The sequence below is a fragment of the Limnohabitans sp. genome (genome assembly GCF_030158565.1).
Lineage (GTDB): Bacteria > Pseudomonadota > Gammaproteobacteria > Burkholderiales > Burkholderiaceae_C > Limnohabitans_A.
Genome location: NZ_JAOASQ010000032.1, coordinates 1 through 12,411, shown reverse-complemented (window position 1 = coordinate 12,411; position 12,411 = coordinate 1). Strand labels below are relative to the sequence as shown.

The window sequence follows — 12,411 nt, the reverse complement described above, 5'->3', positions numbered from 1 at the left end:
GGTTTTGACAGATGTTTGGGTAGCCATGGTGGCGGATTGTAGTGGGAATTGCGCCGACAAACTGGATGAATAACCAGTATTCGTATGGGTTCGACGTACAGCAAACCAGGTCAGGGGCCAAGTCGTGGTGCTTGCGCATGGACCCCGGGTCAAGCCCGGGGTGACAAGTCATCTCCCCCCAAAAAACCAAGCCACCCAAGACGGCGCCCTCTCAACTGCACGCCCCTCAACTGCACGCCCCTCAATTGCACACCACTCAACGGGTCATCATCAACGACTGCACCGACAACGGTTACCCCTCAAAGGGTCATCCCGGACTTGATCCGGGATCCAGGTCTTTCGCCAAAAGCACAGTCCATGACGTGACCACGCGCTTGTGTGAGATTGGTTACAGTCCAAGGATGCAACACAAACCGCTTTCATTGTTCCAGGTGCTCGCATGCGGCGCCGCCATCGTCACCCTGTCCATGGGCATCCGCCACGGCTTTGGCCTTTGGCTGCAACCCGTGACCCAATCGCAAGGCTGGGGGCGCCAGGAATTCGCCATGGCCATGGCCATCCAAAACCTGGCCTGGGGTTTCATGGGCATTTTTGCGGGCATGCTGGCTGACCGGTTTGGCGCTTTCCGCGTGATCATTGCCGGCGCCTTGCTCTATGCGCTGGGCCTGGTGGGCATGTCACAAGCGACCACGCCTTGGCTGTTTGCCCTGTTCACCGGGGTAATCATTGGCACCGCACAAGCGGGCACGACTTACGCCGTGATTTATGGCGTGATCGGGCGCAATGTGCCGGCCGAGCGACGCTCCTGGGCCATGGGCATTGCGGCGGCAGCGGGCAGCTTCGGGCAGTTCCTGATGGTGCCGGTCGAGGGCATGCTGATCAGTCAAGCGGGCTGGCAAAATGCTTTGGTGATTTTGGCTGCAGCCACTTTCTTGATCATTCCACTGGCTTGGGGTCTGCGCGAGCCGGCACTCCATGCGCCCGGTCAGGTCAAGCGTGACCAGAGCATTGCTCAGGCGCTGAGCGAAGCGTTCAAGTACCCCAGCTTTCAGCTTTTGATGGCGGGTTATTTTGTGTGCGGCTTTCAGGTGGTGTTCATTGGCGTGCACATGCCCAGCTACCTCAAAGACCACGGTTTGCCACCGCAGGTCGCCAGTTACGCGCTGGCCTTGATCGGCTTGTTCAACGTTTTTGGCACTTACATCGCGGGCACGTTGGGCCAGAAGATGGCCAAAAAGAAAATCCTGGCGACGATTTATTTTTCGCGCTCGGTGGCGATCGTGCTGTTCCTGCTGGCACCACTCACACCCACCAGCGTGTACCTGTTCTCGGCCGTCATGGGGCTGCTGTGGCTGTCCACCGTGCCCCCCACCAACGCGGCGGTGGCGCAGATTTTTGGCGTGGCGCACCTGTCCATGTTGGGCGGCTTCATCTTCTTCAGCCACCAGATCGGCTCCTTCATGGGCGTGTGGCTGGGCGGCTACTTGTACGACAAAACAGGCAGCTACGACATCGTCTGGTACCTGGCCATTGCGCTGGGCGTTTTTGCAGCGCTGGTGAACCTGCCGGTGCGCGAGAGCGCCATCGTGCGCAAGCCACTTCAGGCGGCTTGATCCGATGCGCCAGACCCGCCAGTCCGCATGGCACAAAGCCCTTGCATGGGGCGCGCTGCTTGTGGTCATGGCCGGTGTGGTCTGGCTTTACCAGCGCCCGGACATGCTGATCATGTTGTCCGAGCAGTTGTGGGCCTGTTTTTGAATCCATGGATTGACCATGCACGGTACTGAACATCCTTCCGCCTGGGTCCAGCGCTGGGCCCATTTGATCCGACCGCAAGGGCGTGTACTCGATGTGGCCTGCGGCGCAGGCCGCCACATGCGCTTTTTGGCAGCCCTTGGCCACCCGGTCACCGGCGTGGACCGCCATCCTGAGGCCTTGGCCCTGGCAGCGCCCGCTGGGCAGACCGTGCTGGCCGACATCGAAAACGGCCCCTGGCCTTTTGCAGACCAAACTTTCGATGCCGTGATCGTGACGAATTACCTGTGGCGGCCCTTGCTGCCGGTCATGGTGCAGAGCCTGGCCGAAGGGGGTGTGCTGATTTACGAAACCTTTGCAGCAGGCAACGAGTCCGTGGGCAAACCGTCCCGGCCTGACTTTTTGTTGCAAGCGGGCGAGCTGCTCAGCGCCACCCAGGGTTTGCGCACCGTGGCTTATGAAGACGGTTTTGAAGCCTCGCCAGACCGTTTTGTGCAGCGCATCGCCGCTGTGCGTGCCGCGCCATCCGGCACGCCTGTGCGCTGGCACCTGGCTTCACACTGAACGATCGCTGGCCCTGCAGAGTCACTTCTGGTGACATCCGCCCCACTGGGCAGTCCGGAAATTCCGTGCGCTGTCGTTAGAATGTCCTTTTTCGTTCAGAACACGCTGACATGACCACCGAATTTCGCCCTATCCAAGGCAGCATTCCTGCCCTGATCACCCCCATGCTGACAGACGGCCAAGTGGATTACCCCACTTTGCGAAAACTGATCGATTGGCATGTGGCCGAAGGCACCGATGCTTTGGTGATCGTCGGCACCTCGGGCGAATCGCCCACTGTGACGGTGGACGAACACCGCGAAATCCTGCGCGTCTCGGTCGAGCAAGCGGCCAAGCGCATCCCCATCATTGCGGGCTGTGGTGCCAACTCCACGGCCGAAGCCATTGCACTGGCCAAGTTTGCCGAGTCGATTGGCGCAGATGCCCAACTCCAGGTGGTGCCCTACTACAACAAGCCCACACAAGAGGGCTTGTTCCAGCACTTCAAGTCCATTGCCGAAGCCACCCCCAAGCTGCCGGTGATTTTGTACAACGTGCCCGGCCGCACCGTGGCCGATTTGCAGCACGACACCGTCCTGCGTCTGGCCCAAGTGCCCGGCATCATCGGCATCAAGGAAGCCACGGGCAACATTGAACGCGCTCAGTGGCTGATCCGTGATCTGCCCAAGTCCTTTGCCGTGTTTTCGGGTGATGACCCGACCGCCGTGGCCCTCATGCTGGTCGGCGGTGCAGGCAACATCAGCGTGACGGCGAACGTGGCCCCCCGTTTGATGCATGAACTTTGCGTGGCCGCCATGAAAGGCGACATTGCTACGGCCATGAAAATCCAGTTCCAGCTGATGCCCGTGCACAAAAACCTGTTTGTGGAAGCTAACCCGATCCCGGTGAAGTGGGCCATGAACCGCATGGGCCTGTCGGGCCCGGCTTTGCGCTTGCCCATGACCGAGCTGTCGGAATCCCAGCGTCCTGTGGTCGAGGCCGCACTCAAGGCCAGTGGCCTGATCTGATTTCCACCAAAGGATTCTTCGTGAACCGTCCCTCCAAGTCTTTGATGACACTCCAGCGCAGCACCACCGTGGCTGCTGCAGCGATTTTGCTCAGCGCCTGTGGCGTACTGGAAGAAGACAAGATCAACTACAAAAGCGCAGCCAAGCCCACCACGCTGGAAGTGCCGCCTGATTTGACGCAATTGCGCAAAGAGTCGCGCTATGCGCTGGAAAGCACGTCCGCCACGGCCTTGGGGTATCAAGGCGCTGCAGCCAAAGTGACCGATGCTGGCACAGCGGCCAACAGCTTGGGAGACGTGAAAATGATGCGGGAAGGCAACCAGCGTTGGCTGGTTGTGGCCCGCCCGGCAGACAAGGTGTGGGACCCGGTCATTGAATTCTGGAAAACCAATGGCTTTAACCTAGTGACCGAAGCCAAGGATGTGGGCATTGTCGAAACAGACTGGGCCGAGAACCGCGCCAAATTGCCACAAGACTTCATTCGCAAGACATTGGGCAAAGTGCTCGACAACTTGTATTCAACCGGTGAACGTGACAAATACCGCACCCGCATTGAGCGAAATGCCCAAGGCGGGGTCGAAATCTACATCACCCACAGGGGGATGGTGGAGAACTATTCGAGCGCACAGAAAACAAGCACCATCTGGCAACCGCGCGAAAGCGATCCTGAGCTGGAAATCGAATTTTTGCGCCGCTTGATGGTCAAGCTGGGGGCAACGCCCGAAGCCAGCAAAGCAGCCGTTGCGTCGGCCACCCCTGTGGCCAGCGCACAAGTGTCTCTGGTGCTGGGTCAACCCACGATTGCCCTGAACGACAGTTTGGACCGCAGCTGGCGCCGCACTGGCGTGGCACTGGACCGGAGCGGATTCACAGTGGAAGATCGCGACCGCACCAAAGGCGTGTATTTTGTGCGTTACGTGGCGCCAGGTACGGCAGCTCAAGAACCGGGTTTCTTTGAGCGCATGTTCAGCAGCAAAAAAGAAGTGCCCGCCCTTTCACGCTACCGCATCACATTGACAGGCAAGGGCGAAACGCAAAGCCAAATCCAGGTGATGGACGTGAACGGAAAGCCGGAAGAAGCGGCCAATGCCGAGCGCATCCTGAAGCTGATTGCCAACGAGTTGCGCTGATCTGTTCAAGCGGGCCACGGCCCAGCCATAAAAAAACCCCGCAATGCGGGGTTTTTTTATGCATTCCCGACTTGCGCCAGGAATCATCCAAGCAATTACTTGGCAGCTGGAGCGGCAGCAGCTGGAGCAGCAGCGGCGTCAGCAGCTGGAGCGGCAGCAGGAGCAGCGGATGCGTCAGCAGCTGGAGCGGCAGCAGGAGCAGCCACGGGAGCAGCAGGAGCAGCGGCTTCTTCTTTTTTACCGCAAGCGGCCAAAGCAGCAGCAGCGATCACGGCGGCCAAAACGAGGGACTTGTTCATGATGATTTTCCTTATAGGGGTTAAAACAATTTCCGGAAACTGCCTTAATGACCAAGACGGTAATTAAGACCGAGACAAAAGCACTCGAGCTCTTTTGTGCTCAGTCTCAAATTATAGCGTTTTACCTGACTGCACATCAAACTGACATGAAACCTTCAGTAACAAGCAACCAAGGGAAGATCCTTAGAGGGTTTCCAACCAGCCGGCCGACATCCAGTCTTCGAGCGCCTCGCGGGCCGCATCGCTCATCTTTGACACATGGGCAGCGGACAACTGACGGTCATTGGCCAACTGGCGCAGACAGCGCGCATCACTGCCCGCCACGCGGAAACTCTCGCCATTGATGAAGACATGGCGATCGTCGTACATCATTTTGGTTCGGCGATCGAGTTGCACGCCGTGCGACACATCGGGCTCGGCCTCTGGGGAATCAAACCAGACATTCGATTTGGGCTCGGTCATGTACTCACCGAGCAAACTGTCCACCAGGTGCGGGTCCTTGAGCGCTTTGGTGATCGCGTCACGGGCAAACTCACCCAGCGCTGCGGGCATGGCGGCGGGTTGGCTCACTGCGGCTTGTTTGGGGTCGCGGTACAAAGCATCGCCCACGCCGTCAAACGCTTCGTCGGCCAAGCCCAGCAAGATTTCACGGGCCAGCTCCCCTTGGGGAGGTGCGCGAAAACCAATCGACCAGGTCATGCACTCGCCTTCGGCAATGCCGTCGTGCGCGTACTTGGGCGGCAAGTACAGCATGTCGCCGGGGTTGAGCACAAACTCTTCTTCGGCTTCAAAGTTCTGCAAAATCTTGAGCGGCACGCCGGGCTGCAGCGTCAGGTCTTTGTTGCGGCAAATGCGCCAGCGGCGCTGACCGTGCGCTTGCAGCAAAAACACGTCGTAGCTGTCAAAGTGCGGGCCCACGCCGCCGCCATCGGTGGCATAGCTGATCATCAAATCGTCCAGCCGCGCATCGGGCACAAAGCGAAACTGCTGCATCAGGGCATGCACACCGTCGTGGTGCAAGTCCACGCCCTGCACCAGGAATGTCCATTTCTTCTGGCTGAAGGGCGGCAAGCTGCGTTTGGCAAGCGGGCCGTGCTTCATCTTCCACCCCTTGTCCGAATCGATGATGAGGCGCGACTCCACGCCCTCAAGCCCAGCCAGGGCCACCAATTCGGCGCGGTTCACGCAAGGCACAAAGCCAGGAATCGCATTGCGCACCAGCAGCGGTTTTTTCTGCCAATGGCGCGTCATGAATTGGCTGGGCGTGAGGCCGCCGAGCAAGGCCAAGGGTTGTTCTGTGTTCATGTTCTGGTTCCGTGAGAAGCAACAAGGCTGCGCTGCTTCCATGCCAAGGCGGCCAAAACAGGCCGCCAAACTGCGACAATTGTCCTATGGAAATCAAGACACCTTCCGTGGTCGCACTGACCTGGACACTCAAAGACACCCTGGGCGAAGTTCTGGACACCCTCGACGAGCCCGTTGATTTTTTCATTGGCGGCCAAGATTTGCTGCCCAAAATCGAGGAAGCCCTGCAAGGCCACGAAAAAGGCGCCCAAGTGAATCTGCAACTCGAACCTGAAGACGCGTTTGGCGACTTCGACGACCAGTTGCTTTTTCTGGAACCGCTTGCCCTCTTCCCGGCTGGCCTGGAAGAAGGCCTGACCATCGAGGGCACGGCCTTGCCTGAAGGGTGCCACCCCGATGCCCCGCGCAACGTGCTCTACACCGTGACCGAAATTTACCCGGAACACGTGGTGCTGGACGGCAACCACCCTTTGTCCGGCATCGCTTTGCGTTTGAGCCTGAAAGTCGAATCGGTGCGCGAACCGACCGAAGCCGAAGTGGGCAGCGGCACCTGCGGCACGGGCTTTTTCAAAATTGAAGTGGGCGATGAAGGCCTCCCGACAGGCCCCACATTGCACTGACCCCAAGCCGCGCCCTCACGGGCGCTTATTTTTTGCCGGTCGAGCCGTAACCGCCCTCGCCTCGTTCCGTGGGTGCGTCAAACTCATTGACCACGTGGAAGGTGGCCTGCACCACCGGCACGATCACCATTTGAGCGATGCGCTCCATCGGCTCGATGGTGAAGGCCACATCGCTGCGGTTCCAGGCGCTGACCATCAGCTGGCCTTGGTAGTCGCTGTCGATCAAGCCCACCAAATTGCCCAGCACGATGCCGTGCTTGTGCCCAAGCCCAGAGCGCGGCAAGAGCATGGCGGCGTAGCCAGGGTCTTTCAGGTGTACCGCAATGCCAGTGGGCACCAGCTGCCAGGCATTGGGCTGCAAGGTCAAAGGCGCATCCAGACAAGCACGCAAATCCAGACCGGCACTGCCCGAGGTGGCGTAAGCGGGCAATTGGTCGGCCATGCGGGCGTCGATGATTTTGAGGTCGATGTTCATGTGCGATCCAGAAAGTGAGCGCGGCAGGCGCCAAGCCATGCCGCAGTGAAGCAAGGCATTATTTCAAACGGGCAGCGATGTCAGCGATCAACTGCTGCGCAAGCGCTTGTTTGCTGGCGTGCGGCAGCTCACGAGCCCCCGTCTCGTCCACCAACAACAGGGCGTTGTCGTCCTGCCCAAACGTCGCAGGCCCGATGTTGCCCACCAACAGCGGCACGCCCTTGCGGATGCGCTTGGCTGTGGCGTGGGCCAGCAGGTCGTGGCTTTCGGCGGCAAAACCCACACAAAACAAAGCGCCAGACTGAGCGCGGGGCGATTGCGCCACCGTGGCCAGAATGTCGGGGTTCTCCACAAATTTCAGCGCTGGGGTCTGACCCGAACCGTCTTTTTTGATCTTTTGATCGGCTGGCGTGTCAAGCCGCCAATCGGCCACAGCGGCCGTGGCCACAAAGACCGAGGCCTTGTCTACCTGCGCCTGCACCGCGTCCAGCATCTGACGGGCCGAACGCACATCGATGCGCTGCACACCGCGTGGCGTGGGCAAATGCACAGGCCCGGCGACCAAGCTCACGTCAGCACCCGCCATGCGGGCAGCGCGGGCAATGGCAAAACCCATCTTGCCACTGGACAAATTGGTGATGCCGCGCACCGGGTCGATGGCTTCGTAAGTGGGCCCTGCCGTGACCAGCACATGTTGGCCCGCCAAGGTCTTGGGCGCAAAAAACGCCTCCAGGTCTTCCAGAATTTCTTCGGCTTCCAGCATGCGGCCGTCACCCGTTTCGCCGCAGGCCTGATCGCCCTGCCCCACGTCCAGCACATGCACGCCATCCAATTTGAGCTGCGCCACATTGCGCTGGGTGGCCGGGTTGGCCCACATTTCGCGGTTCATGGCCGGGGCCACGATCAAGGGCACTTTGTCCAAGGGCCGCGCCAGGCACATCAGGCTGAGCAATTCATCGGCCCGGCCATGCAAAAGCTTGGCCATGAAATCCGCACTGGCCGGGGCCACCACAATCGCATCGGCTTCGCGGCTCAGGTTGATGTGCGCCATGTTGTTGGCTTCTCGGGTGTCCCACTGCGAGGTGTAGACCGGCCTACCCGAGAGAGCCTGCATGGTGACGGCCGTCATGAATTGCTCGGCCGCTTCGGTCATGACGACCTGCACGGTGACGCCTGCCTTGACCAAGGCGCGGCAGAGTTCTGCCGACTTGAAGGCCGCAATGCCGCCCGACAAGCCCAGAACGATGTGTTTTCCAGCCAATGTGCTCATGCCGGGAAATGTAGCAGAGAGCCCATGAACACCTGTACCCACTGGTGTAGTCGGCGGCTCCAGCCCCGACCTGAAGCTGCACCCGAGCACCCTGCGGAGGCGGTGTAGCGCTGAGGCGGGCGCGGGCCGGATCAGGCGATTTGGCGAGCGAAGCGAGTTATGAGCACGACCGGCCTGCGCCCGCCTCAGCGCGGAAACACACCACAAAACAGCTCCACGTGGGTATGAACCCCAACCCGACTGTCTATAATCACGATTTCCACCTACCGGGAGCTCAAGGCTCCCGTCTTGGACATGACCAAATTCGTCTTCGTCACCGGCGGTGTGGTGTCTTCCCTGGGCAAGGGAATCGCCTCCGCATCGCTCGCCGCCATCCTTGAATCGCGCGGCCTCTCTGTCACCCTCATCAAGCTCGATCCCTACCTCAACGTCGACCCCGGCACCATGTCGCCCATCCAGCACGGCGAGGTGTTTGTGACCGACGACGGCGCTGAAACCGACCTGGACCTGGGCCACTACGAGCGCTTCATCAACACCCGGATGAAGAAGGCCAACAACTTCACCACCGGCCAGATCTACAAAAGCGTGCTCGAAAAAGAGCGCCGCGGCGACTACCTGGGCAAGACCGTGCAGGTCATCCCCCACGTCACCAACGAAATCCAGGACTTCGTCAAGCGCGGCGCCGGTTACGGCACGCCCGAAGCGGTCGATGTGGCCATCGTCGAGATCGGCGGCACCGTGGGCGACATCGAGTCCCTGCCCTTCCTGGAAGCCGTGCGCCAGCTCAGCCTGCGCCTGGGGCCCAACAACACCGCCTTTGTGCACCTGACTTACCTGCCCTGGATCGCCACGGCCGGCGAACTCAAGACCAAACCCACCCAGCACACGGTGCAAAAACTGCGCGAAATCGGCATCCAGCCCGATGCGCTGCTGTGCCGCGCGGACCGCTACATCCCGGACGACGAACGCGAAAAGATTTCGCTCTTCACCAACGTACAAGGCTGGGGCGTGATCTCCATGCCCGACGTGGACACCATCTACAAAGTGCCCCGCGTGCTGCACGAGCAAGGCCTGGACGGCCTGATCTGCGACAAACTGCGCCTGAACACGCAGCCCGCCAACCTCAAGCGCTGGGACGACCTGGTGCATGAAACCGAGCACCCCCAAGGCGAAGTGACGATTGCCATGGTCGGCAAATACGTCGAGCTGTCGGACAGCTACAAATCGGTCAACGAAGCGCTGCGCCATGCGGGCATGCGCAACCATGTGCACGTGAAGATCGAGCACATCGACTCCGAAACCATCACCCCCGAAACAGCAGCCCAACTGGCCAAGTTTGACGGCGTGCTCGTGCCCGGCGGCTTTGGCAAACGTGGCGTGGAAGGCAAGATCGAAACGGCCCAATACGCCCGCACACACAAAGTGCCCTATCTGGGCATCTGCCTGGGCATGCAAGTGGCCACCATCGAATACGCCCGCCACGTGGCCGGCATGAAGGACGCCAACAGCACCGAGTTCGAGCCCGAGACGCCCTTCCCCGTGATCGCCCTGATCAACGAGTGGAAAGACGCGGACGGTTCCATCCAGGTGCGTGACGCCAACTCGGACCTGGGCGGCACCATGCGTCTGGGCGCGCAAAGCTCTGACGTGGCCAAAGGCACATTGGCGCACCAGATTTATGGCGATGTGGTCACCGAGCGCCACCGGCACCGGTATGAGGCGAACGTCAATTATCTGGACGACCTGCGCAAAGCCGGTCTGGTGATTTCGGCGCTGACCCAGCGCGAACAGCTGACAGAAATCGTTGAGCTGCCACAAACCGTGCACCCTTGGTATGTGGGTGTGCAGTTCCACCCTGAATTCAAGTCCACCCCCTGGGACGGCCACCCGCTGTTCAACGCCTTCGTCAAGGCGGCGATCGAAAACAAGGCCAAGGCCTGAGCCTCATTCAACAGGACACTTCCATGAAACTTTGCAGATTTGACGTTGGCCTGAACCAACCCTTCTTTTTGATCGCGGGCACCTGCTCCATCGAAGGGCTGGAGATGTCCATCGAAGTGGCAGGTCGCCTCAAAGAGGCTTGCTCGGCGCTGGGCATTCCCCTCATCTACAAAGGTTCGTTCGACAAAGCCAACCGCTCCTCGGGCAGCACCCAGCGTGGTGTGGGCATCGATGCGGGCTTGAAAATTTTGGACGAAGTACGCCGCCAGATCGGCGTACCCATCCTCACCGATGTGCACGACGAGTCGCAGGTCAAAACCGTGGCCAGTGTGGTCGATGTGCTGCAGACCCCGGCTTTCTTGTGCCGCCAGACCGACTTCATCCGTGCTGTGGCGCAGTCGGGCAAGCCGGTCAACATCAAGAAGGGGCAATTTTTGGCCCCTTGGGACATGAAAAACGTCATCGACAAGGCCCGCAGCGCTGCACGCGAAATGGGTCTGCCCGAAGACAACTTTTTGGCCTGTGAGCGCGGTGTGAGCTTTGGCTACAACAACCTCGTGGCCGACATGACCAGCCTGGCCGAAATGCGCAAGACCGGCGCACCGGTGGTGTTTGACGTGACCCACTCGGTGCAAAAGCCGGGCGGCCAAGGCACCAGCAGCGGCGGTGCCCGCGAAATGGTGCCCGTGCTGGCCCGTGCGGGTGTGGCCGTGGGCGTGGCAGGCCTCTTCATGGAAACCCACCCCAAGCCCGCCGAGGCCTGGTCGGACGGTCCCAACGCCGTGCCGCTGGGCAAAATGAAAGCCTTGCTGGAGACCTTGGTGCAGCTCGATTCCGTCACCAAAAAGAACCCCTTCCTCGAGGACAACTTCGCATGAGCGGCTATATCATCGCCAACGTTCAGGTGACCAACCCGACCCAGTACGAAGAGTACAAAAAGTGGTCGACCGCCGCGATGCAAGCCACGGGTGCCGAAGTCTGCGTGCGCGGTGGCAAGGTGGAAGTGCTCGAGGGCGACTGGTCACCCGAGCGCATCGTGATTTTGAAATTCCCGACCTTTGAAGCGGCCAAGGCCTTTTATGAAGTGCCTGAATACCTCAAAGCCCGCGAAGCCCGAGCCGGTGCAGCCATCATGCGCATGGTGGTGGTCGAAGGTCTTTAACCCCTTTTATTTTTAAATTGAGAGAGTTCAAAAATGAGTGCAATCGTTGATATCGTCGGCCGTGAAATCCTCGACAGCCGTGGCAACCCCACCGTCGAATGCGACGTGCTGCTGGAGTCCGGCGTCATGGGCCGCGCCGCTGTGCCGTCCGGCGCATCCACCGGTAGCCGCGAAGCCATCGAGCTGCGCGACGGTGACAAGAGCCGTTATCTCGGCAAAGGCGTGCTCAAAGCTGTGGAGCACATCAACACCGAAATCTCCGAAGCCGTGTTGGGCCTCGACGCCTCCGAGCAAGCCTTTTTGGACCGCACCCTGATCGACCTGGACGGTACCGACAACAAGTCACGCCTGGGTGCCAACGCCATGCTGGCCGTGTCCATGGCCGTGGCCCGCGCCGCAGCCGAAGAGTCTGGCCTGCCCCTGTACCGCTACTTTGGCGGCATGAACGGCAACCAATTGCCCGTACCCATGATGAACGTCATCAACGGCGGCGCACACGCCAACAACAACTTGGACTTGCAAGAGTTCATGATCATCCCCGTGGGCGCACCGTCGTTCCGCGAAGCCGTGCGCTGGGGCGCTGAAGTGTTCCACGCGCTCAAGAAAATCATCCACGACAAAGGCATGAGCATTGCCGTGGGCGACGAAGGCGGCTTTGCCCCCAACGTGGACAGCCACGAAGCGGCCATCCAGATGGTGCTCGACGCGATTGCCGCCGCCGGTTACACCGCTGGCGAGCAGATCGCCATTGGCCTCGATTGCGCGGCCAGCGAGTTCTACAAAGACGGCAAGTACGTGCTGGCCGGTGAAGGCGGCATCAGCCTGACGTCTGAGCAGTGGACCGACATGCTGGCCACCTGGTGCGACAAGTACCCCATCATCA

The 12,411-nt window shown here is 60.3% G+C and carries 14 protein-coding genes; 10 read left to right on the top strand and 4 right to left on the bottom strand.

Translation table 11 applies throughout. From position 1 onward, the window contains the following. Positions 1–401: 401 nt before the first annotated feature. From Q1W40_RS06885 to bamC, 5 genes are all read left to right on the top strand, one after another. Complete coding sequence (locus Q1W40_RS06885; protein ID WP_300710312.1) at positions 402–1,613, top strand: MFS transporter; 1,212 nt, start codon at positions 402–404, stop codon at positions 1,611–1,613. Between the two features lie 4 nt (positions 1,614–1,617). Further along, a complete protein-coding gene (locus tag Q1W40_RS06880) occupies positions 1,618–1,758 on the top strand; it encodes a hypothetical protein (RefSeq protein WP_300710309.1) in 141 nt (46 codons plus the stop codon). Positions 1,759–1,773: 15 nt separating this feature from the next. After that, complete coding sequence (locus tag Q1W40_RS06875; protein ID WP_300710307.1) at positions 1,774–2,319, top strand: class I SAM-dependent methyltransferase; 546 nt, start codon at positions 1,774–1,776, stop codon at positions 2,317–2,319. 110 nt (positions 2,320–2,429) lie between these two features. After that, positions 2,430–3,326, top strand: a complete 897-nt coding sequence (gene dapA, locus Q1W40_RS06870; protein WP_300710305.1) for a 4-hydroxy-tetrahydrodipicolinate synthase — start codon at positions 2,430–2,432, stop codon at positions 3,324–3,326. Positions 3,327–3,370: 44 nt separating this feature from the next. After that, on the top strand, positions 3,371–4,456 hold the full coding sequence (gene bamC, locus Q1W40_RS06865) for an outer membrane protein assembly factor BamC (RefSeq protein ID WP_300710314.1): 1,086 nt from the start codon (positions 3,371–3,373) through the stop codon (positions 4,454–4,456). 95 nt (positions 4,457–4,551) lie between these two features. Here the strand turns inward: bamC and Q1W40_RS06860 are convergent, their stop codons facing one another. Both Q1W40_RS06860 and Q1W40_RS06855 read right to left on the bottom strand, forming a co-directional pair. Then, positions 4,552–4,755 (bottom strand): hypothetical protein, encoded by a 204-nt coding sequence (locus Q1W40_RS06860; protein WP_300710303.1) that lies wholly within the window; start codon positions 4,753–4,755, stop codon positions 4,552–4,554. Positions 4,756–4,938: 183 nt separating this feature from the next. Beyond that, complete coding sequence (locus Q1W40_RS06855; protein ID WP_300710301.1) at positions 4,939–6,060, bottom strand: cupin domain-containing protein; 1,122 nt, start codon at positions 6,058–6,060, stop codon at positions 4,939–4,941. 86 nt (positions 6,061–6,146) lie between these two features. Between Q1W40_RS06855 and Q1W40_RS06850 the strand changes: the two genes are divergently transcribed. Further along, positions 6,147–6,680, top strand: a complete 534-nt coding sequence (locus Q1W40_RS06850; RefSeq protein WP_300710299.1) for an FKBP-type peptidyl-prolyl cis-trans isomerase — start codon at positions 6,147–6,149, stop codon at positions 6,678–6,680. Positions 6,681–6,705: 25 nt separating this feature from the next. On the opposite strand, the gene dut is transcribed toward Q1W40_RS06850, so the two are convergent. Both dut and coaBC read right to left on the bottom strand, forming a co-directional pair. After that, a complete protein-coding gene (gene dut / locus Q1W40_RS06845) occupies positions 6,706–7,155 on the bottom strand; it encodes a dUTP diphosphatase (protein WP_300710297.1) in 450 nt (149 codons plus the stop codon). Between the two features lie 58 nt (positions 7,156–7,213). After that, entirely contained in the window at positions 7,214–8,425 is a 1,212-nt protein-coding gene (gene coaBC / locus Q1W40_RS06840; RefSeq protein WP_300710295.1) for a bifunctional phosphopantothenoylcysteine decarboxylase/phosphopantothenate--cysteine ligase CoaBC, read from the bottom strand. Positions 8,426–8,719: 294 nt separating this feature from the next. Between coaBC and Q1W40_RS06835 the strand changes: the two genes are divergently transcribed. From Q1W40_RS06835 to Q1W40_RS06820, 4 genes are all read left to right on the top strand, one after another. Then, on the top strand, positions 8,720–10,366 hold the full coding sequence (locus Q1W40_RS06835; RefSeq protein WP_300710293.1) for a CTP synthase: 1,647 nt from the start codon (positions 8,720–8,722) through the stop codon (positions 10,364–10,366). 23 nt (positions 10,367–10,389) lie between these two features. After that, positions 10,390–11,244: a 3-deoxy-8-phosphooctulonate synthase gene (gene kdsA / locus Q1W40_RS06830; RefSeq protein WP_300710291.1), complete on the top strand. Its 855-nt coding sequence runs from the start codon at positions 10,390–10,392 to the stop codon at positions 11,242–11,244. Then, the gene (locus Q1W40_RS06825; protein WP_283222889.1) at positions 11,241–11,528 is read left to right on the top strand and encodes a DUF1330 domain-containing protein; all 288 of its coding nucleotides are present in this window, start codon (positions 11,241–11,243) and stop codon (positions 11,526–11,528) included. Before kdsA ends, Q1W40_RS06825 begins: the two co-directional genes overlap by 4 nt. A gap of 33 nt (positions 11,529–11,561) precedes the next feature. Beyond that, a partial coding sequence (locus tag Q1W40_RS06820) for a phosphopyruvate hydratase (protein WP_300710286.1) occupies positions 11,562–12,411 on the top strand: 850 nt, incomplete at its 3' end.